Raw genomic sequence first — 21,690 nt, forward strand, 5'->3', positions numbered from 1 at the left:
AGAGTTGTAACGCCTTTTGGCGAAACAACTCTGGTCTTTTTTGCTGGGGCTTGTGCAACAGCCTCTTTGAAAAAGTGATCTTATTCTGCTCTCAGAGCCTTGACAGGGTCAGAGCGGGAAGCGGTTTTGGCGGGGATGAAGCCGCCCAGAATGGTCAGCACAGTTGCCAGCGCAACCAGCACCACAGCGGCCTTCCAGGGCAGAACGGCCACTACGCTGGTGCCGACGGCGATTTTCTGGATGAGCATGTTGCCCGGAATGAGCAGCAGTCTGCTGAGACCGATGCCCATGAGGCCCGAGCACAGGCCGATGATGAAGGTCTCGGCGTTGAACACCTCGGAGATGTTCCGCTTGGAAGCACCGATGGCACGCAGGATGCCGATCTCCTTGCGGCGCTCCAGCACGCTGATATAGGTGATGATGCCGATCATAATGGAGGAGACCACCAGCGAGATGGAGACAAAGGCCACCAGCATGTTGGAGATCATGTTGATGATCCTGGTCACGGAGGTCATCAGGGTGCCCACCACATCAGTGTACTGGATCACCTTGTCTTCCGCGCCCTGCTCACGCATGGCGGCATTGTAGCTGTCCAGCACATTGAGGACTTTAGCCTTTTGCTCGAAGTCCAGCGGATAGATGCTGATCTGGCTGGGGTCATCTTCACTGGCATAGCCAAAGGACTGCAGGTTGCTTTCATAGGTGGCGCTGGTGGACATCATTTTTGACTTCATCAGCTCCGCCAGATCGTCTTCGGTCATGTTGAACCGGACGGCATTCCGGAACGCATCTGCGTCGATCTTCAGCGCGCTTTCCATCTGGCTGCCCAGAGAGGAGAAGCGCTCGGTCATCTGGCTCTGCAGATTCGTGCTGATCTGGCCCATGGCCTGCTCCATGGCAGCGCCCAGCTGGGTCTGTAATCCGGCGGCGATCTGTTCCGAGAAGTTTGACATCATGCTGCCCATGACCTGCTGCATGGCGGCAGTAAACTGCTCCTGCAGGGCAGCGGTATCGATGAGGCTGCCCATGGAATCCTTCATCAGCTGCTGGAACTGGTCGCTGGCGAGATACTGGTCAAAACCGATCTTGTCCAGCCCCAGAATGCCGTTGCCGATGATGTAATCCTTGTAGCCGGTCATCACCTTCTGGGCCAGCTGCTGCATTTTGTCGGCGGGGATGGAAATGTCCATGTTGGCGAACACGTCCGTCAGGGCGCTCATGTCGATGTCGGGCGTTTCGGTCAGATCAAATTGGAAGCTGTCCGGGTCAATGAGGGAGGAAAAATCTACGGAACCGTCGCTCAGGTCGAACGCGCCGCTCAGGTCAAGATCCAGCTTGCCGGGGTCGAACTGGAAGGCGCTCTCGAGCTGGTCGGTGTCAATGGAGAAGAGGGAAGCCATGTCCACAGCAGCGGTCTGCTCGGTGCCGAAGGGCTCACCGTTCAGCACATTGGTCTGCGGGGCGGCGAGCTGATCCTGTACCAGCCTGCTCTGGGCGGCGGTGTCCATGACATGCCGGGTCAGGGAGGCGGGATAGGCAATGCCGGAAGAAAGCATGGCGGCGGAGGCGTTCTCCCTGGGCTGCACCACGCCCACGATGGTCATGGTCTCGCTGTTGGCCACAAGCTCCTGCAGGAAGGCATTGTCGTCCGATTTGTCCACCCAGGTGCTGTGGGCATCATCGTACTGGTAGCGGTCGGCCGCGTTGACCAGCTTGAAGGTGCGGCCCAGAAAATCGCTGTACCGGTAGGTCTTGAAATCTTCGGGCACATCCACATTCTGGTTCTGGGCGAATTGCTGGATCATCTTGTCCAGCTCGGCGTTGTCCCGCAGGCCCAGCGCGTAGAGGGCATAATCGGTGATGGAACCATCCGCGCCCAGCACGGCAACGCACTCGTTGTAGCTTTCGGGCCAGCGGCCTGCCTTGACCTCGTACTGGGAATGATACAGGGCATCACTGGCGGGCAGCTGGTAGAACACGCTGGTGTTCATCATGCTGGCCATCATGTTGTTGGTCGAGCTGGTGGAGCTGATGCCCAGAGCGGAAAGGGAGGAATCCGGGTTCACCTGCCGGATGCTGCCGTCCGGGTCCTGGCGGTAGATCTGAGGCTGTACATTATAGGAATACTCCACCGAGGAAACGCTCTCCCCGATGCTGCAGGCATCGCTCTCGAGGTAGGCTTTCAGGCTCTTCAGGTCGTTGGAGGTGATGCCGGAAACCATCTGGGTCACGAGCTGGCGCACCGGCACCATCCCCTCGCTGAGGTCGGGGGCGGCGGTCTGGCCGGGCAGGTCAGCAGACAGCAGGCTGGTCAGATCCATGCCGCTGCGCAGGATCTGTACCGGGTACTCGGAAAGGGTGTCCCGCTCCATATCGGCGATATACTGGTTGACACCGGTGGACAGGGAGATGATCAGCGCAATGCCGATGATGCCGATAGAGCCTGCAAAGGCCGTGAGCAGGGTGCGGGTCTTTTTGGTCCAGAGGTTGTTGAAGCTCAGGGTCAGCGAGGTCCACCACGACATGGAGGAGTGGCCCATGTTCTTGTGAACGGCAGGGGCAAGCTGAGCGGTGTCAGGTTTGTAGGGGGCGGTGTCGGAGCGGATGACACCATCCTTCAGGTTCACGATGCGGGTGGCGTACTGTTGGGCCAGCTCCGGGTTGTGGGTGACCATGACCACCAGCCGGTCCTTTGCCACCTCCTTGAGCAGCTCCATGACCTGGATGCTGGTCTCGCTGTCCAGCGCGCCGGTGGGTTCGTCCGCCAGCAGGATATCCGGGTTGTTGACCAGCGCACGGGCAATGGCAACGCGCTGCATCTGGCCGCCGGACATTTCGCTGGGGTGCTTGTGCAGCTGATTGCCCAGCCCGACCTTCTGCAGTGCCTCGGTGGCGCGGCGCTTGCGCTCTGAGCCCGAGATGCCGGAAATGGTCAGGGCCAGCTCCACGTTGGCCAGAACGGTCTGATGGGGGATCAGGTTGTAGCTCTGGAACACAAAGCCGATGGTGTGGTTGCGGTAGGAGTCCCAATCGCGGTCGGTGTACTTTTTGGTGGAGATCCCGTTGATGACAAGGTCACCGCTGTCGTACCGATCCAGGCCGCCGATGATGTTCAGCAGGGTGGTCTTACCGGAGCCGGAGGGGCCCAGGATGGCGACGAATTCGCTGTCGCGCAGGTTCAGGCTGACATCATTCAGTGCGGTCTGTACAAGGTCACCGGTTTTGTATTCCTTGCGGATCTTTTTCAGTTGAAGCATAGGCAGGCCTTTCTTATGCGTGCCCGGCGGCGTGTGGGAAATGCCGGACAAAAAACAAAATAACGTAGATATGGTATCAGATGAATGTGAACAAACCGTTGCTTTTCTGGAAAGATGGTGTTATGCTGGAGAAGGTAAAAGAAACAAAAATCGACACTTTATGACGTAAATTACCGGAAATAAAGACGCAAAAAGCCACCATTCCTGCACGGTTCGACGCATAGTGACGTTTTTTCAGGGATTGAATCTTTCCGCAGGGCCTTATAAAATAGTATCGTACAGTACGCACGGAAGAAAAGTGCGGCAAATTTAAGGCAAAGGGGAAGGTTGGATTGACGGAACGACTCGTTTCAAAGCTGCATGTCGCGCTTTTGAGCTACGACGAGCGGGAAATCCGCGTCCGGAAAAATTATCTGGAGGAGCAGAATCCTGCAATCTGCTGTGTCTGCTTCCACAGCGGCGAGGAGCTGCTGCGGGAGCTGCGCCAGCAGCGCAGTGTGGATATCGTGGTGCTTTCGAGCCAGCTGGAGGATATGGATGGGTATGAGTTCCTCAAACGGCTCAACAGCCTGCATAACCGCCCGCTGCTGCTGTTGCAGGGGGATGACTGGTACAGCGATGCCACGGCATCGTTCCTGCGGCCGGACGGCAGGCAGTACCTGCCGGAGCGCAGCAGCCTGCTGGATCTGCTGCTGGATCTGCGCAGCTCCACGGACATCGGCATCTTCTGGGTGCTGCCGTTCTGCAAGCAGCTTTATGCGGAGTGGGGCATCCAGCAGCCGGATGTGAACTGTGAATATCTGACCACCGCGCTGCAGGTCGTATGCGGCACAGAGCGGAAGCTGGCCGTGCGCAAGGAGATCCTGCAGACTGTGGCCGAGGAACACCACACCACAGTGGCCGCTGTGGACTGCGGGATGCGCCGCCTGATCGACGGGGTGGAAAAATACAACACCGAAGCCTGGCAGAAATTCAAGCAGGATTACGGCCTGATGGGGCATAGCGTTACCCTGGGCAAGCTGATCTATGCGGGCCGCCAGAAATTGATCGACAGCGGAACGCAGGGACGGAAGGCCGGACGATGAGAAAAAAGAGAGAGAACGGAATGGCAAAAGAGAGCGGGATGGGGGATTTCCCCCGCAAACAATTTGAGAGCGTGCTGCTGCACTCCCTGCGCATCATGGACCAGAACCGGGAATACCTGCAGATGCATCTGGCCCGGACCGGAGACGAAAGGACCCGGCAGGCGCTGGAGGATATGGGGCAGGAGAGCATCCGCCTGGAGCGCACCCTGCGGGAGATGATGGGTCTGCTGGAAGTGGAGATGAACGACAAGCCGTCCATGAAGCCGGTAGACCTGTGCTGGATCCTGATGGAGGCCGCCCAGATAGCCCCGGAGATCGAGAAGCAGCTGGGCATCCGGCTGATCGTGGATCACAGCCCGTTCCGGCGCTGCTATGTCAAGGCGGATGCCCAGGAGGCCGAGCAGCTGCTGTTTCATCTGCTTTCCAACGCCCTGCGGGCCGTAAGCCCCGGCGGGCAGATCAAGATCCGGCTCACCCGGGACGACGAGGATCTGTACCTGATCGTGGAGGACGACGGCTGCGGCCTGCCCACCGGTGAAAACTGGATGGAGAACCGCCGCCGTTTCCTGGGCGGTGTGCAGGCAGGGCTGCTGCTCTGCCGCCGTTACTGCGCCCACATGGGGTGGGTGCTTTCCCTCACGCCGCGCGATGCCGGAAGCGGTACCCGGGCAGAGGTGCGCATCCCGCTGGCCGGAACGATGTTTCCCATTGAGGGCAGCGTGGAACTGCACACCATCCATCCGGCACTCACCACTGCCGATGGCCTGCGCTGGCAGATCCTGCGGGAGCTTGCCCTGTTGTCCGATAAAATGGAATGATACGATATTCAGCGCCCTGCTCCGGGCTTTTCCGGGGCAGGGCGTTTTTGTGTAAAAATCACTCTGAGTAAAGAATCTTAACCGGAATGTAGAAAAACAGGGGGGCTGTATTCGTGAATTTAACAAAATGTTTAACTTTTTGAGCGGAAAATACTATTTTTTGCGTGTAAAATATGGTGATTGGATTGATTGTATCCCGATTTTTGAGTATAATACAACTGTATTTTTATATTGTTCCTCAGGAGGAAAAGCAAGTGAGAGTAGGTCTTGACATCGGAAGCACCACCATCAAGTGCGCGGTGCTGGACGAACATGATGCGCTGATTTATTCAACATACGAGCGTCATTACAGCCATATTCTGGAAAAGGCGCAGGAGCTGCTGCGCCGCATCGATGCAGAGCACCTGCACGGAAACAAGGCTCTGCTGAGCATCTCCGGTTCTGCCGGTATGGGCCTGGCCGACAGCTGCGGCGTGCCCTTTGTGCAGGAGGTGTTCTCCACCCGTGTGGCAGTCAAGCGGTTTGTGCCCGCCACCGACTGCGTGATCGAGCTGGGCGGCGAGGACGCAAAGATCCTGTTCCTGACCAACGGCACCGAGGTCCGCATGAACGGCAGCTGTGCCGGCGGCACCGGTGCCTTTATTGACCAGATGGCCACCCTGCTGAAGATGAGTGCCGACGAGATGAACAAGGCCGCGGAAAAGGCTGAGCGCACCTATACCATCGCGTCCCGCTGCGGCGTGTTTGCCAAAAGTGACGTGCAGCCCCTCATCAATCAGGGCGCGCGCACGGAGGATATCGCCGCCAGCATCTACAAGGCGGTGGTCAATCAGACCATTGCCGGTCTGGCACAGGGCCGCCCCATCAAGGGCAATATCCTGTATCTGGGCGGGCCGCTGACCTTCAGCAGCGTGCTGCGCAAGAGCTTTGATGAGGCGCTGGGGGTCACCGGCACCTGCCCCGAGAACAGCCTGCTCTATGTGGCACTGGGTGCCGCCCTCTATGCGGATAAGGAGTTCAACCTCTCCGCAGTGGCCGACGCGCTGGACCAGTACGCCGCCACCGCTACTTATGCCAGTGAGCCTCCGCTCTTTGCCAACAAGCAGGAGTACGAGGAATTCCATGCCCGGCACATGTCCCACAGAGTGCCTCATGTGCCTTTCAGCGCCCAGTGCGGCCCGGTGCATATCGGCATCGACTCCGGCTCCACCACCGTCAAGCTGGTGGTGGTGGACGAGAAGAGCCAGATCCTGTACACCAATTACCAGCCCAACCTTGGCAACCCGCTGCCCCTGATCCGGGAACAGCTGATCAAGATCTACCGGGAGCACCCCGGCCTGCAGGTGGCCAGCGTGACCACCACTGGCTACGGCGAGGAACTGGTCAAGAACGCCTTCCGCTGTGATTATGGCCTGGTGGAAACGGTGGCTCATTTCACCGCCGCCAAATACTTTATGCCCGATGTAGATTTCATCATCGATATCGGCGGTCAGGACATGAAGTGCTTCAAGATCGAGGATGGTGCCATCAGCAACATCTTCCTGAACGAGGCCTGCTCCTCCGGCTGCGGCAGCTTTTTGCAGACCTTTGCTCAGGCATTGGGCTATGATGTCAAGAAGTTCGCCGCTCTCGGCCTGTTCGCAGACCGCCCCGTGGATCTGGGCAGCCGCTGTACCGTGTTTATGAACAGCTCGGTCAAGCAGGCCCAGAAGGACGGTGCTTCCATCGAGAACATTTCCGCCGGTCTGTCCATCAGTGTGGTCAAGAACGCGCTGTACAAGGTCATCCGCGCATCCAGCCCCGAGGAGCTGGGCCGCAGGATCGTGGTGCAGGGCGGTACTTTCTACAATGAAGCTGTTCTCCGCGCCTTTGAAAAAGAGATGGGCGTGGAGGTCATCCGCCCCGACATCGCGGGCCTGATGGGTGCCTACGGTGCGGCCCTGTTCGGCCTGCGCCAGAGCCATAAGAACCATCAGGAAACTTCCAGGATGATGAATCTGGCCGAGTTGGAAGCCTTCGACCAGAAGGTGGTCAGCGTCAAGTGCGGCGGCTGCGGCAACCACTGCCAGCTCACCATCAACACCTTTGCCGATGGCCGCAAGTTCATCTCCGGCAACCGCTGCGATAAGCCCGTGACCGGTAAGAGCGAGGACGACAGCCTGAATCTGTACGCCTACAAGCAGCAGCTGCTGGCCGGTTACAAGCCCGTGCCCGGCAAGCGCGGCTCCATTGGCATTCCGCTCTGCCTGAATATGTACGAGCTGCTGCCCTTCTGGTACACCTTCTGGACCAGGCTGGGCTTTGCCGTGCACACCAGCCCGGTGTCCAGCCGGGGGCTGTATCTGGCCGGTCAGGCCACCATCCCCAGCGATACCGCCTGCTTCCCGGCCAAGCTGAGCCACGGCCACATCAAGGCCCTGAGTCAGATGCACCTGGATGCCATCTTCTACCCCTGCCTGACCTACAACTTTGACGAAGGACTGGGCGACAACCACTATAACTGCCCGGTGGTGGCCTATTACCCTGAAGTTCTGGCAGGCAACTGCCCCGAGCTGGAGGGCCAGAAGTTTATCTATGACTATGTGGGCATCCACCGTCCCAAGGACTTTGTCCGCAAGATGGCAAAGGAAGTCCTGCCCAAATACTTCGGCGGCATTTCCGAAAAGGAAGTGCAGGCCGCTGCCGATGCTGCCTACGCCGAGCACGAGGCCCACATGGCCCAGATCCGGGTCAAGGGCAGCGAGATCATTGATGAGGCACGCCGTCAGGGCAAGCGCATCATCGTGCTGGCTGGCCGCCCCTACCACGTTGACCCTGAGATCAACCATGGCATCGACCACCTCATCACCCGCCACGGCGCGGCTGTTGTCACCGAGGACAGCATCTCCAACCGGGTGGAAAAGTTCCCCACCAGCGTGCTGAACCAGTGGACCTACCACAGCCGCCTGTATGCGGCGGCCAAGTACTGCACCACCCAGAAGGATATGGATCTGGTGCAGCTGGTCTCCTTTGGCTGCGGCGTGGATGCCATTACCACCGATGAGACCCGCGAGATCCTGCAGGCGGGCAGCAAGCTCTACACTCAGCTCAAGATCGATGAGATCACCAATCTGGGTGCGGTCAACATCCGTCTGCGCAGCCTGTTCGCCGCTCTGGAGGAGCGCGACGAGGCGGCAGAGGAAAAGGCCGCCCCCAAGGCAGAAGCCTGATACATAGGAGGAACCTATGGAATACAATTATCCCAAATTTACCCCGGAGATGAAGCAGACCCACACCATCCTCATCCCCAACATGGCCATTACCCAGTTCCGGCTGCTGGAATACGCCCTGCGCTACGACGGCTACAAGTGCGAGATCCTGGGCAACTGCGGCAGCGCCGTGGCACAGCTGGGCCTGAAATACGTCCACAACGACACCTGCTATCCGGCCCTGCTGGTCATCGGCCAGTTTCTGGATGCCCTGAACAGCGGCAAGTATGACCTGGATCACACGGCCCTGCTCATCACCCAGACCGGCGGCGGCTGCCGTGCTTCCAACTACATCCACCTGCTCCGCAAGGCTCTGGTCAAGGCGGGCTATCCCCAGATCCCCGTTGCCAGCCTGAACTTCTCCGGTCTGGAAAAAGACAGCGGCTTCCAGATGACCCTGCCGCTGGCCCGCCGCGCGCTGGCCTGCATTTTCTACGGCGATATGCTCTGTGCCCTGCGCAATCAGGTGGCCCCCTACGAGAACGAAAAGGGAGCCGCTGACCGGATGGTCGATCTGTGGGTCGAGCGTTTGGGCCGCGTTCTGCTGGCCGGCAAGGGCTTTACCGCCCGGGAAATGAAGCACACCTTCCCGCTCATTGCAAAGGATTTTGCGGCCATCCCCGTGACCCGGGTGCCCAAGGTCAAGGTGGGTGTGGTCGGCGAGATCTACGTCAAATACAGCCCTCTGGGCAACAACGACCTGCAGAAGTTTCTGGAGAGCCAGGACTGTGAGGTGAACTTCCCGGGCCTGATGGGCTTTGTGCAGTACTGCATCTTCAATATGGGCGAGGATCATGTCCTCTACGGCGGCAAGCTGGCCGTCAAGATGGGCACGGATCAATTGCTCAACTGGCTGGACAGTGTGGAGCGTGCCATGCTCAAGGCCACAGCCGATGCCGGGTTCTATGCCCCCGGCCCCTTCAAGGAGCTGGTGGAAAAGCCCCACGGCATCATTTCGCTGGGGGCCAAGATGGGCGAGGGCTGGCTGCTGACCGCCGAGATGATCGAGCTGGTGCAGGGCGGCTACGGCAACATCGTCTGTGCCCAGCCCTTCGGCTGCCTGCCCAACCATATCGTGGGCAAGGGCATGGTGAACAAGATCCGTGCCCTGTATCCCAGCGCCAACATCACCCCCATCGATTACGACCCCAGCGCCACCCGGGTCAACCAGGAAAACCGCATCAAGCTGATGCTGGCAGTCGCTAAGGAGCGCCTGAACGCCCCGGCGCAGGCTGCCCCCCTGACGGCAGAAGAGATCGCCGGTGGGGCTCCCCGGGTCGAGACCACGGTATAATTCTTTCTAAACAGCAACACTCCCCTTCGGGCAGGACCGTGTGCCGCACGGCTCCACCCGAAGGGGAGTGTTTTTTGTCTCAGCTGCAGAGATACCGCCGCTCGAACTCCTCAGCCGGGATGGCCTTGGAAAACCAGAAGCCCTGCGCGCCGTCGCAGTCCAGCGAGCGGAGGAGCTGCACCTGCTCCTCCGTCTCGATGCCCTCGCAGATGACGTTGTAGCCCAGCCGTTTGACCAGATGTACGATCTCCCGCAGGAAATCGGTGCCCCGCGCGTTGGAGCTGCACCGGGTCAGAAAGAGCTTGTCCAGCTTGATGGTGTTCACGGGGATATCCACGATGTTGTTCAGCAGGGAACTGCCTGCGCCGAAATCGTCCAGCGAGGTCTGCATTCCATCGCTCTGGAAGGAGGAAAGCAGGCGCTTCACCCGGTCGTACTCCGAGACCACCGCCGTCTCGGTCAGTTCGATCTCCAGCATCCGGGCGCTGATGTTGTGCTTTTCCAGAATTTCGCTGTACTCCTGGGTGGGGGCATCCTCCCGGGCAAGCGCCACCGAGGCGTTCACCGCAATGGGCAGCAGCCGATGTCCGGCCTGTGCATTGCGCTGCAGGAACTGGGCCACCTGCTCGAAGATGTACAGATCCAACTCCACGATGCGGCCCGTGGATTCCAGAATGGGAATGAACTGGTCGGGGTAGACCACGGTGCCGTCCGGCTTGATCCAGCGGGTCAGCGCCTCGGCTCCGATGACCGAGAGATCTTTGGGCGAGAACTTGGGCTGGAGGTACAGCTTGAACTCGCCGTTCTCAAGCGCCTGCGGCAGGCCGCTCAGCAGCTCACCGGTCAGGGTCTGCTTGACCTCCAGTTTTTTGTCAAACTGGATGGCAGACACACGGGTGTTGCTGCGCACCTGCTTGCGGGCAAAGTTTGCCTTGTCGATGGCGGCCGATGCGCTCAGGCAGCCGGGCTCAATGGCGTACACACCCATCCGTACCCGCAGGCGTACCTCCGGGTAATGCTGGGCCTGATACTGCTCAAACCGGCGGCAGAGCGTGTCTGCATAATGGAGCGGGCCTTTCTCGTCGCGGCAGGAGAGGTAGAGTACGAACTGGTCGCCCACCACCCGGCACAGGTAGCACTCGCCCCAGTGACGGGCTGCCTCGATGAGGAAATCGCTGAATTCCTTCAGCAGCTGATCGCCGGTGGCATAGCTGTATTTCTCATTGAAATATTTGAAGTTCTCAAAGTCGCAGTAGAAGATCTGGTAGCCCTCGGCATAGCCGCCGATGATCTTGTGGGAGACCTCCTCCTTGAAACGGGAAAAGGCCAGCAGGCCGGTCAGCCGGTCAAACTCGGGGGCAGAGGTCATGCCGCGGCTCACGGCGTTCACGGCCAGATGTTTGCTCAGGTAGGCGTTGATGATCTTGGTGATCTCGCCCAGTTCCCGGCGGTTCTGGGGAGTCCAGTACCGCTTGCTGCCGCACACCACATAGGCAATGGCGCCCTGATATTCGCCCTCGCCGTACATGGCAGCGTAGACCACCGTCTGTGCTCCGCCCTGCATCAGCAGTGCGCGCCCCTGCGGCGAGTACATTCCCATATTGTCGGCCTGCAGCACGGTGGTACCGTATTCATCGTAGCTGTGGAACAGGGTCAGGAAGTCCTCCTTGGTAAAGGAGTTACCGTTCAGAGGCACCGGCTCCGCGTGGGGAGAGGTCCACTGGAACTGCCGGGAGACGCTGCGTTCCCGGATGCAGGTGTCCACAATGGTAATGCGGTCCAGCTGCAGCCGGATGCCGACGATCTTCAGGAAGAGGGGGATAGCAGTCTCAAAGCTGTTGTTCTTCTCAAACAGTTCAAAGGCGGTGGAGATCAGGTCGTTGTGCAGGTAGCGTGCATCGATATCGGCCGTTTCCGGGGCGGCAGGAACCGCCTGGGCGTAGCGCCGCAGATTGTCGCAGAACACATACTGGTTGCGGCCGTTCTGCTTGGCCTGATACAGGGCCCAGTCCGCGTTTTCGAACAGCTGGTCAAAGGAATAGCCCGCTGTGTTTTCGGGCAGGAAGCAGGCACCGATGTGCAGGTCATCCGGTAATCGTTTTCCCAGAACTTCACCTGCTGCACGGATTCCGACAGCTGGCGGGTCTTCTGGAGCAGGGTGGTGTTGGGGATATCCTTCAAAAACACCACGAACTCATCGCCGCCGAACCGCACCAGAATGTCGCTGGAGCGGAACAGGGTGCGCAGCAGCCGGGCAAACTCCTGCAGGACCTTGTCGCCGAACAGATGGCCGTAGCAGTCGTTGACGTTCTTGAAAAAATCAAGGTCGATGACCAGCATTCCACAGGAGGCATAGGGATCTTTGGCCTGCAGATAGCGGTCAATAAGCTCCTTGCCGGTGCGGTTGTTATACAGCTGGGTCAGGGAATCGTGGCGGGCCTGCTCCAGCAGCTCCTGGGTCTGATTCTTCTGGTCGGTGATGTCCTTTGCGTAGCCCACATAGAGCGTGCCGCGGGCAGGGTCCTCGACCGGGCGGGCATCCACCTCCCGGGAATAATACACCCCCTCCGGCGAGACAAAGCGCATCTCCAGCGGGCCGTACAGCTCACCGGTGAGCAGGGCGCGCATCTTCCAGCGGTCCTCCGCGAAGATCGTGGCGTGCTCCGGCTTCTCGGAGCCAAGGTAGGCATCCAGCGTTTCCAGCGTGCGGCTCCGGGTATCGTAGACCCGCAGCTGATCCAGACGGGGGTCATATTCCAACAGAAAAAACCACCGATGCACAAGAAACTGCATCAGCAGGGGATTGTTGATGATCGAATCGATAAACCGAACAGGGACATCCATGGCCGACTCCCCACTTTCCGCTTTTTAATCAGTATAACAAAATATGGAAGATGCATCAAGGCAAAACACAGAAATTTCATGGAAAGTGAAAGAAATTTTACCGAAAGCTCTGTCGGAAACGGTTTCGGTGCGTCTGCTTAGGCCGGAACGCCCCACAGCTCGATCGTGGCACCGGCGGCAAGCCGGACATTGGTGTCCACGGTCAGGGTCAGCCTGCCGAGCTTCTGGCTGGCATCCACATTCTGGCCGCTGCTTCCGGCAGGCAGAACGACCGCAGGCGGTGCACCCGTGGTGCCAGACGCGGCAAAACAGAGATACTGGCCGAAGCAGGGAAGTGCCTGAAAGCTGGCAAAGGTGCGAATGGGCGGGCTGGACATTGAGCTGCTGGCAGCACAGGGGGCAGAAGCACTGAGCAGCTGAGCACCATCGCTGGTGCTGCAAACCCAGTGCAGCGTGCCCTTGGATTGGCTGCTGCCTGCCTGAAACAGCACCTTCAGCGCCTGCAGTTCGGTGGGAAAGGTGCGCTCAAAGCTGGCAGCGGCGGCGTTCAGGGACACCTTTTCCAGCAGCTCCCACTGGCCGGGATCGCTGGGGTCACCCTTTGGGCCCTGGGGGCCGGGTTCTCCCTGCGGGCCTTGCGGGCCGGGCTCTCCTTTGGGGCCGGTGGGTCCTGCGGCACCGGGCTCTCCCTGCGGTCCGGGTTCCCCCCTTTCGCCCCGGAATGCACCGCTTTCCACAGCTGCTTTCAGCCGTTCCAGCAGGGCCTGCCAGGCGGGCGTGCCGGGCTGGGGCAGGGTGCTGTCCTCCGTGCCGGAATTTTCGGCCACGCAGTAGCACACGTCCGCGCTGGTCAGGGTGCGGGTGCCATCGGTGCCCTCAAAGGTGATGCGCCCCTCCCCGGGCACAGCCGTGATGAGGGCGGGCACCTCCACAAGGCCGTCCACCACCAGCGTGGAGGGGGCAGCGTTCCCATCCGGCAGGTGCCAGAAGGCCCGCAGGGTCATGCCCTGCCACTCGCCGTCGGCTTCCACCCGCAGGGCATAGATGCCCCGGTTTTTGGTGTAGCCGAAGCGGAGCAGGCCATCGTACCCCTGCAAGGCAGCCCCGCCGCCCGAGGATAAATGGATCTGACGTTCAATCATACAGTTTCACTCCTTTTGTCGTGGTTTTCGCGTTCAAAAAGCTTGACTTTGGTTAGAGTTTCCGGTAAGATTGTGAAAAGACCGCAGAAGGTTTGATGGATAAAATCTAACCAAAATCAGCTTACGAGGCTATAATATCTGATTAAATTCAGAAAGTCAAGGAAAAATCTGAATCCGGTTAGAAAACCGACGTTCTGCACAAGAAGGAGTGCAAAATTTGTGTTTTATGACTGCTACACGGCCCTGTGTCAGGCCAGAGGAATCAGCCGCAGCCGGGCCGCGCAGGAGATGGGCTTGAGCAACTCCACAGTGACCAAATGGAAAAACACCGGGGCGACCCCCTCGGGCGAGACGCTGGCCAGAGTATCTGCCTATTTTGGCGTGCCGGTGGGGGAACTGCTGGGCGAAGCCGTCCCGTCGGTGCAGGAGGAGCGGAAGCTGCCCGAAGGGGCTGTCCCGTTCGATCCCGCTCTCACGGCTCCGCTGCTGGGCACGGTGCGTGCAGGCCTGCCCATGTATGCGGAAGAAAACATTGAGGGCTACATCCCCATCACCCGGAAAGACGGGGCACGGTACTTCTGGCTCCGTGTTCGGGGCGACAGCATGAACGCCGTGGGCATTTCGGAAAACGATGAGATCCTGGTGCGGGAGCAGCCGGAGGTGGAAAACGGCCAGCTTGCCGTGGTGATGGTCAACGGCGATGAAGCCACCGTGAAATATTTCCGTCAGGAGGGAAGCCTTGTGGTCCTGACTCCCAAAAGCTTCAACCCTGTGCACCAGCCCCAGATCTATGATCTGAAACGGGTGCAGGTGCGGGTGGTCGGCCTTGTGGTGGAGTGCCGCAAGGTGTTCTGAAAAAAGAAGATGGCCCCTGCGGGGCAGAATAGGAGGCTCGCTATGAAATGGAGGACCGTTCTATGCACAGCGCTGTTTTTGTGCGGTGCCGTGCTGCTTTCTGCCTGCGGCGGGGGAGAGGTCCCCGCGCCTGCGGAACCGCCCGCTTCCAGTGAGGTATCGGCTCCCTCTCAGCCGGAGGAAGTGCCCGCCCCCTCGGAATCGGCTTCTTCCAGTGAACCGGAGCCGCTTCCGGAACCGGAACCGCCCAAACCGTGGGATGGCATGGTCGTCCCGGAAGGATGTAAGGCAGAGTGGAAAATAGAGCAAGGCAAGCTGGTATTGGTCAGCTATGAGTTTACGAATGGGGCAAATGTGCTCCTTCCGACGGGAAAGCCGTATAGTATCGGTGCGAACTGCTTTATGAAAAATTGGAAACTAACCGGGATAACGATTCCAGAAGATGTGGTTGAAATTCAGCAGTCTGCATTTCAAGAATCCGGACTAAAACAGATTTACATACCAGCCAGTGTTAAGGAATTGAAAAACGATGTATTTGCGGACTGTCATTCGCTTACAATTGCAACAATTGAAAATACACCAATGACAGGTCAGCGCATATTTGCCCGGTGTAAAGCTCTGCAAAGTGTGCAGCTTGGCGAGGGAGTGATCCGGATTGAAGAAGGCGCATTTGAACATAGTGGCCTGAAAGAAATCACTTTGCCGGAAACGTTGACACGAGTAGATGACTGTGCGTTTTCTTACTGTAAGTTGAATACAATTATTTATCCGGGCGACTGGGAAGCAAAGAAATCTGTGCTAAAAATTGGAGAAGAAAACGAACTGCTGAAAACAGCAACCCAAAGTTAAGCCACCAAAAACAAACGCCGTCTCTTGTGCAAAAAGGCAAGAGATGGCGTTTTTGCGTGGAAAAGTAGAAGTGAAAAATCAGCGATGAATGGCTTGTTTATCAATTTGACCGGAATTTGTGTGACAAAAAAACCTATAAACCTATTGACATTCTAGGGAAATGGGTATATCATACGGCCAACGGATACAAACATCCGCAAGATCAGGAGAAAAGGAGGGGAACAGACATGGACTGGAATGTGATGGTGCAATATCTGCCGCAGTATGAAAAAGCGGCCTGGCTCACCCTGCGTCTGGGTGTGGCCGGTATCTTCTGGGCCATCCTTGTGGGCCTTGTCTGCGCCGTGCTCCAGTACGAAAAAGTGCCGGTGCTGCGCCGTATCGTGGGCGCTTATATCCAACTCAGCCGGAACACGCCGCTGCTGGTCCAGCTGTTCTTTCTGTATTACGGCCTGTCCAAGATCGGCATCAAAACCAACGCCGAGCTCTGCGGCATTGCAGGCCTTGCCTTTCTGGGCGGCAGCTACATGGCCGAAGCCTTCCGCAGCGGGCTGGAAGCCATCGAACCCATCCAGACAGAAAGTGCCCTGAGCCTTGGCATGAGACGGCGGCGGTCATCGTGTTCGTGCTCTGGGGCACGGCCGAGATGAGCGACCTCGTCCGCGGTGCCCTCATCGCTATCCCGAAGCATCAGTATGAGAGCAGCGAGGCGCTGGGCATGAGCCGGGCGCAGACCTATTGGTACATCATCATCCCTCAGACAGTGCGGCGGCTCATCCCGCTGTCCATCAACCTCATCACCCGCATGATCAAGACCACCAGCCTGGTGTTGATGATCGGTGTGGTGGAGGTGCTCAAGGTGGCCCAGCAGATCATTGAGGCCAACCGCACCGCCAGCCCCAACGCGGCGTTTGGCATCTACCTCACCGTGTTTATCCTGTATTTTCTGGCCTGCTGGCCCATCAGCCTGCTGGCCGGTTACCTCGAAAAGAAATGGAAGTGACTGTTATGGCAGAGCCGATCCTGACTGTAGACCATCTGGTAAAAAGCTACGATGGCAAGACAAATGTTCTGGATAATGTCAGCTTTGCCGTCAAGCCCGGTGAGGTCATCGTTGTGGTGGGCCCTTCCGGCTGCGGCAAAAGCACCCTGCTGCGCTGTCTGAACGGTCTGGAGCCGGTGCAGGCGGGCCGGGTGAAGCTGGGCAGTGAGACGGTCGCCTACGGCGGCAAGAATCTGGCGGCCCTGCGCCAGCGCATCGGCATGGTGTTCCAGAGCTATGAGCTTTTCCCGCACCTGACCGTGCTGGAAAATATCCTGCTGGCCCCCACCAAGGTGCAGAAGCGCCCCCGGGCTGAGGTGCAGCAGGAAGCCGAGGCCCTGCTGGACCGCGTGGGCCTGCTGGCCAAAAAGAACAGCTACCCCCGGGAGCTTTCGGGTGGTCAGAAACAGCGTGTTGCCATTGTGCGCGCGCTCTGTATGCACCCCGAGATCCTGCTGTTCGACGAAGCGACCGCCGCCCTTGACCCTGAAATGGTGCGCGAGGTGCTGGATGTCATGCTCGACCTGGCCCGTGAGGGCAAGACCATGGTGATCGTCACCCACGAGATGCAGTTTGCCCGGGCAATTGCCAGCCGGGTGCTGTTTCTGGACGATGGCCGTATTGTGGAGGAAGCGCCCCCGGCGGACTTCTTCGACCACCCGCAGACCGAACGTGCACAGCGCTTCCTGCGCACGTTCACCTTTGATGCGGTTGCAAAGCAGTGAGAAATGCGCAGCAACCCATTTCCACTTTGAACCTTTTTGTCTGATGCTGTGAAATGATGTCACAGATCATGGATAGATTTTATATGGGAAAGAAAGGAAAGGAGTTATTACCATGAAAGTTAACAAGATCTCTCGCCGTGCCTTCCTGCTGGGTCTGGGCGCAGTTTCCACCGCCGCCCTGCTTTCTGCCTGCGGCGGCAGCGCATCCTCCTCTTCTGCCGCATCCGGCTCTGCTGCATCCGGCTCTGCCGCAGCTGCTGGCAGTGACGTGTTCCGTACGCTGGACGAGATCAAGGCGGACGGCACCGTGAACATCGGCGTTTTCTCCGACAAGAACCCGTTTGGCTATGTGGATGAGAACGGCGAGTATCAGGGCTATGATGTCTACTTTGCCCGCCGCCTGGCCGAGGATCTGGGCGTGGAAGCCAACTTCGTCTCCACGGAAGCCGCCAACCGCATTGAGTACCTGCAGACTGGCAAGGTCGATATCATTCTGGCAAACTTCACCGTCACGCCCGAGCGCGCCGAGGAGGTTGACTTTGCACTGCCCTACATGAACGTTGCACTGGGTGTCATCTCTCCCGACAGCAATGTCATCACCAGTCTGGACAACTGGAACGCCGACGATCAGATGATCGTCATTTCCGGCACCACCGCCGAGACCTACCTGACCAAGGAATATCCCGACATTCCCCTGCAGAAGTATGATTCCTACGCAACCGCCAAGAACGCCTTGGAAAACGGCAATGGCGTAGCATGGGCCAACGACAACACCGAGGTCATCGCTTTTGCAAAGCAGAATTCCGGCTACATGGTGGGCATCCCCTCTCTGGGCAGTCAGGATACCATCGCTCCCGCTGTGAGCAAGGGCAACACCACCCTGCTGGACTGGATCAACGACGAGATCAAGAGCCTGGGCGAGGAGAGCTTCTTCTACAAGGATTACGAGGAGACGCTGGTGGATACCTACGGTCTCGACTATGAGGATGAGCTGGTCGTTGAGGGCGGCGAGACCAACGTCTGAGCCTGAAAACGGAATCGCGGACAAATAAGAAACCCGGGGACAGCATCACAGCTGTCCTCGGGTTTTTGTGCGTTTGGAAATCTTACACTTCCTCGGTCTCATCCTCGTCGTCGTCCTCCTCGTCGGCGAGAGCTTCTGCATGGATGCGCTGGCGCAGGCGGGTGCGGAACTCCTCGGCGGGGATGCCGCTCTGGTTGGGGGTCAGGTCCGGGGCGGGCTTGCCGTCAGGCAGGTGGGCACCAAAGGCCGGCACAAAGAAGAACTTGCGCACGACAAAGATCAATGCAATGGCACCCACGCTGATGAGGTTGTCCAGAGCCGATTCGTGCCCGACCACCATGTGGCGTGCAATGGCGTAGAGCAGCACTTCCAGGCTGCTGCCTGGGCTGTGCTTGGCCAGCATCTTGATGAACTCCACGCCGATGACGATGTCCAGCGCCCGCTCAAGGAAGCCGCGGATCTCTACATCGTTGCCATCAAACAGCAGGCCCGGCATCCACTTGAGCAGGGGAATGAAGCTGAGCAGCAGGCCGATGAGCACCAGCCCGGACAGCACGATCTCCAGCAGGGTGGCGGCCTGAATGATGTAGCTGCGCAGCGCCTTGCGGCTGCGGCTCTCAACATGGGCGGAGTGCGGGGTGTCGGAAGGATGGGACATGGTGCAGCATCTCCTTTGTTCAAGATCGTGAAACGAAAAAAGCTGACAAACTTTTTTTCAGTTTAGCAAAGGATCTGAGCAAAGTCAATGAAATGTGTCGAATTTTCCGGGAATTACTGGACGGCCACATAGCCGGAGTGCTCAATGCAGGAACGGCCTGCATCGGTGGAGAGCCACTCGTAGATCCTGCGCTCCGGGCTGTCGGCAGCGGAATCCTGCAGGATGGCGGCATAGAATTCGTTGCATAGCGGGTAGCTCTGGTCGGCGATCGTCTCGTTGGAAGGGGTCACGCCATCCACGGCCAGCAGCCGCAGGCCGGGCTTGGAGTACATCTGGTCGATGTAGTAGTAGACCGAGAAACCGATGGCGTTGGCGGAGTTGTTATACTCTGCAATGCTGTCCACCAGCTCACCCATGGCGGTGGGGGCCAGCTCGGTGGGGGCCTCCATCAGCGGGCCGTCCTGGATCAATAGCTTCTGGAACAGGGTCTGGCTGCCGGAGTCCGCCCGCCGCTGGAAGGCAATGATCTCCTGATCCTTGCCGCCCACATCTTTCCAGTTGGTGATCGTTCCGGCGTAGATGTCCTTGAGCTGCTGCAGGGTCAGGCTCTGCACGGGGTTGTCCTCGTTGACGATGAACACCAGCGCGTCCCGGCCAATGGCCTTCTGCTCCAGCGGGTCACCGTCAGCCTTCAGCTCCTCCTTGACGGATTCCGGGGCCTCGTAGGCGATGATAAGCTTGACCGAATCGCCGTAATTGTTGCCGTACAGGCCCAGGTTGCGCCAGGCCTGGGCCGTGGTGTTGGTGGTCACGGCGCTCCGGGCGGTCTCCAGATCCAGCCCGGTGGTGTCGGCCATGATCTGTGCAATCAGCGGGATGCAGGCCGTGCTGCCATCCGTAATGGGGAATTCATCCACGCTCAGGATGGGCTGTGCGGGCATTTCACTGGCGGCAGAAGAGGCAGGGGCCTCAGAATCCGGCTGAGACGGTGCCGCCCCCGAATCAGAGGAGGCAGGCACGGTGTTGCAGGCGGAGAGCAGGGCGGCGGTGGATGCCAGACCCAGACCGGTCAGGAACGCGCGGCGGGAAATTTTGACAGTACGCATGGAAAAACCTCCTTAGAAGAAACCGTTGTCCATTTCATCGTTGCTGGAAGCGAAGATGCTCTCGGCGTAGAGCCACTGGCCGGTCAGGTCCATCCAGCCGCTCTCAAAGCCCTTGACGGCAGCGAACACGCCCTCGGGCAGGCCATTGACGCTGTTGGCGTAGTACCCGGCACAAGTGCGCAGACCGCTTACCACCACATTGCCGTCGCTGTCCAGAACATCGTAGAGCCAGCTGCTGCCGGGGCCGTTGTAGCAGCCGTAGAAGTAGATGCCGTCCTCAGTGGAGAGCAGGGGCGAGTAGTAGTTGTAGGTCTCATTCAGCTTGGCCGGGTCGAGGGTTTTGTGGATGCCGTCCGGCCCGCAGATGTGGATGGCCGTTGCGTCGTAGCTGTCATTGTCATCCTGCTCGATCCAGGCCCAGCCGTTCCCCTCGGGGGAAATATGGGTACGCACCTGATTTTCCACCGGGTCGATGGTGGTATCGGTCAGCAGAACACCGGTCTGCAGGTCGAACACCCGCACGGTGCCGTCTACGGCATAGATGGCCAACGTGGCATCATCCGTATTGGCATCGTAGAGATCCTTCTCCTCGCCGGTGAGCAGGTCGTGGAACAGATACCGCCCCGCCATTTCGGGGGTGGAGGCATCTGGCTCCGTGATTGCTGCGCCGGGCACATAATACCGGATGGGCTGGTCGTATTCGCAGAGCACAGCGCTTTGCTCCGTGCTGACCAGATCCACCAGCTGATATCTGCCATCGTGATACAGGCTGACCGTGCCTGCACCGGTGTACTGCTGGTAACCGGTCAGCTCCTCGCCGGTGGTGGGGTTGTACAGGCTGTCGGCACCCGTCGTGCCATCCTCATTGTAGTGGCTCACCACCAGCCAGTCGGTGGGGGCGGAGCTGTCGCTGCTGCTGGCATAGAAGCTGGAAAGGGCGGACAACTCTGCCTGATAGACCACCTCGCCCTGCCGATCCTGCACCTGCACGGCGCAGTAGGCGGTCAGATCATCGCCCCATTCGTTTTCCTGCACATAGTCTGCCGGGACATTGCAGACTTCAAAGGCCAGATAGCTGCCTGCTATGCTGCATCCGTAGGCGTTTTCGGGCACAGCCAGCTCCTCGCCCGTGGCAAGGTCGATCACCCGGCAATCGCCTGCGGCGTGGTTGTTGCAGGGGGCATAGGCCATCTGTTCCGGTGCGGTCAGGACCAGCAGGCTGCCGGTCAGGACAGCATCGTAGGCACGGTCAAAGGTCAGGATCTCCCTGCCGCTGCGGTCACACAGGGCGGTTGCCCGCCCGGTGGGGGTGCCGGGGTCCGACCACTGCCGCAGATAGTACCGCACGGTGCCGGTCAGGGTATCCGGCACCAGATACACGGTCTCGCTGCTGGCGGCCTGATACAACACGGTATTGCCGCAGAGCACGGTGTTGCCGCCGTTGGAGCCGTTGCTGTACAGGATGCGCAGCTTGCCGTCGTCCAGCGAAGCGGCAGCGGGGCCGGGCGCTTCCTCAGCCTGCGCGGGCTTGGAATCGGGCAGGGGCGAGGCCGGAGGCAGCAGGGAGCAGGAGGCCAGCAGCCCTGCCGCGGCAGACAGGCTGAGCACTGCACAGCCGATGCGGAGAACAGAACGTTTCATAAGCGTACCTCACAGGTTTGGCAGAATTTAACTTTCCTATCCTGATTATAACACGAATAAACCGGACGTTCAATTGCAATCGAACGTCCGGTCATGGTTACA

General features: G+C 59.1%; 17 protein-coding genes. 10 read left to right on the top strand and 7 right to left on the bottom strand.

What is annotated here, in order from left to right; all coding sequences use genetic code 11:
* Positions 1-80 precede the first annotated feature (80 nt).
* A complete protein-coding gene (locus J3351_RS02290) occupies positions 81-3,257 on the bottom strand; it encodes an ATP-binding cassette domain-containing protein (protein ID WP_207697032.1) in 3,177 nt (1,058 codons plus the stop codon).
* A 332-nt stretch (positions 3,258-3,589) separates the two neighbouring features.
* On the opposite strand from J3351_RS02290, the gene J3351_RS02295 reads away from it, so the two are divergent.
* The 4 genes from J3351_RS02295 to J3351_RS02310 all read left to right on the top strand — a co-directional run bounded on the left by J3351_RS02295 (position 3,590) and on the right by J3351_RS02310 (position 9,702).
* Positions 3,590-4,342, top strand: coding sequence for a response regulator (locus tag J3351_RS02295; RefSeq protein ID WP_005930473.1), 753 nt, complete (start codon positions 3,590-3,592; stop codon positions 4,340-4,342).
* A 20-nt stretch (positions 4,343-4,362) separates the two neighbouring features.
* Positions 4,363-5,160 carry a HAMP domain-containing sensor histidine kinase gene (locus tag J3351_RS02300; RefSeq protein ID WP_207697033.1) on the top strand — a complete coding sequence of 266 codons (798 nt, stop codon included), beginning with the start codon at positions 4,363-4,365 and terminating at the stop codon, positions 5,158-5,160.
* Positions 5,161-5,414: 254 nt separating this feature from the next.
* On the top strand, positions 5,415-8,369 hold the full coding sequence (locus J3351_RS02305) for an acyl-CoA dehydratase activase (protein WP_207697034.1): 2,955 nt from the start codon (positions 5,415-5,417) through the stop codon (positions 8,367-8,369).
* A gap of 16 nt (positions 8,370-8,385) precedes the next feature.
* Positions 8,386-9,702 carry a 2-hydroxyacyl-CoA dehydratase gene (locus tag J3351_RS02310; protein ID WP_005930465.1) on the top strand — a complete coding sequence of 439 codons (1,317 nt, stop codon included), beginning with the start codon at positions 8,386-8,388 and terminating at the stop codon, positions 9,700-9,702.
* Between the two features lie 79 nt (positions 9,703-9,781).
* Here the strand turns inward: J3351_RS02310 and J3351_RS02315 are convergent, their stop codons facing one another.
* The 3 genes from J3351_RS02315 to J3351_RS14225 form a co-directional block, all read right to left on the bottom strand.
* The gene (locus J3351_RS02315; RefSeq protein WP_207697035.1) at positions 9,782-11,668 is read right to left on the bottom strand and encodes a bifunctional diguanylate cyclase/phosphodiesterase; all 1,887 of its coding nucleotides are present in this window, start codon (positions 11,666-11,668) and stop codon (positions 9,782-9,784) included.
* The gene (locus J3351_RS02320) at positions 11,575-12,546 is read right to left on the bottom strand and encodes a GGDEF domain-containing protein (RefSeq protein ID WP_207697036.1); all 972 of its coding nucleotides are present in this window, start codon (positions 12,544-12,546) and stop codon (positions 11,575-11,577) included. Before J3351_RS02320 ends, J3351_RS02315 begins: the two co-directional genes overlap by 94 nt.
* 137 nt (positions 12,547-12,683) lie before the next feature.
* Complete coding sequence (locus tag J3351_RS14225) at positions 12,684-13,688, bottom strand: collagen-like protein (RefSeq protein WP_278251059.1); 1,005 nt, start codon at positions 13,686-13,688, stop codon at positions 12,684-12,686.
* A gap of 219 nt (positions 13,689-13,907) precedes the next feature.
* Between J3351_RS14225 and J3351_RS02330 the strand changes: the two genes are divergently transcribed.
* From J3351_RS02330 to J3351_RS02355, 6 genes are all read left to right on the top strand, one after another.
* Positions 13,908-14,543 (top strand): LexA family transcriptional regulator, encoded by a 636-nt coding sequence (locus tag J3351_RS02330; protein ID WP_005930458.1) that lies wholly within the window; start codon positions 13,908-13,910, stop codon positions 14,541-14,543.
* A gap of 42 nt (positions 14,544-14,585) precedes the next feature.
* Positions 14,586-15,392 carry a leucine-rich repeat domain-containing protein gene (locus J3351_RS02335; RefSeq protein WP_207697037.1) on the top strand — a complete coding sequence of 269 codons (807 nt, stop codon included), beginning with the start codon at positions 14,586-14,588 and terminating at the stop codon, positions 15,390-15,392.
* Between the two features lie 227 nt (positions 15,393-15,619).
* Complete coding sequence (locus tag J3351_RS14230; protein WP_156070258.1) at positions 15,620-16,042, top strand: ABC transporter permease subunit; 423 nt, start codon at positions 15,620-15,622, stop codon at positions 16,040-16,042.
* Positions 16,039-16,395 carry an ABC transporter permease subunit gene (locus J3351_RS14235; RefSeq protein ID WP_374222228.1) on the top strand — a complete coding sequence of 119 codons (357 nt, stop codon included), beginning with the start codon at positions 16,039-16,041 and terminating at the stop codon, positions 16,393-16,395. Before J3351_RS14230 ends, J3351_RS14235 begins: the two co-directional genes overlap by 4 nt.
* 5 nt (positions 16,396-16,400) lie before the next feature.
* Complete coding sequence (locus J3351_RS02350) at positions 16,401-17,159, top strand: amino acid ABC transporter ATP-binding protein (RefSeq protein ID WP_242699272.1); 759 nt, start codon at positions 16,401-16,403, stop codon at positions 17,157-17,159.
* Between the two features lie 112 nt (positions 17,160-17,271).
* On the top strand, positions 17,272-18,183 hold the full coding sequence (locus J3351_RS02355; protein ID WP_207697038.1) for a transporter substrate-binding domain-containing protein: 912 nt from the start codon (positions 17,272-17,274) through the stop codon (positions 18,181-18,183).
* Between the two features lie 82 nt (positions 18,184-18,265).
* On the opposite strand, the gene J3351_RS02360 is transcribed toward J3351_RS02355, so the two are convergent.
* The 3 genes from J3351_RS02360 to J3351_RS02370 form a co-directional block, all read right to left on the bottom strand.
* Complete coding sequence (locus J3351_RS02360; RefSeq protein WP_207697039.1) at positions 18,266-18,841, bottom strand: transporter; 576 nt, start codon at positions 18,839-18,841, stop codon at positions 18,266-18,268.
* A 113-nt stretch (positions 18,842-18,954) separates the two neighbouring features.
* A complete protein-coding gene (locus tag J3351_RS02365) occupies positions 18,955-19,947 on the bottom strand; it encodes a PstS family phosphate ABC transporter substrate-binding protein (RefSeq protein WP_097773684.1) in 993 nt (330 codons plus the stop codon).
* 12 nt (positions 19,948-19,959) lie between these two features.
* A complete protein-coding gene (locus J3351_RS02370; RefSeq protein WP_207697040.1) occupies positions 19,960-21,588 on the bottom strand; it encodes a DUF5046 domain-containing protein in 1,629 nt (542 codons plus the stop codon).
* Between the last annotated feature and the right edge of the window lie 102 nt (positions 21,589-21,690).

Source organism: Faecalibacterium sp. Marseille-Q0746 (genome assembly GCF_017377595.1).
GTDB lineage: Bacteria > Bacillota > Clostridia > Oscillospirales > Ruminococcaceae > Faecalibacterium > Faecalibacterium duncaniae.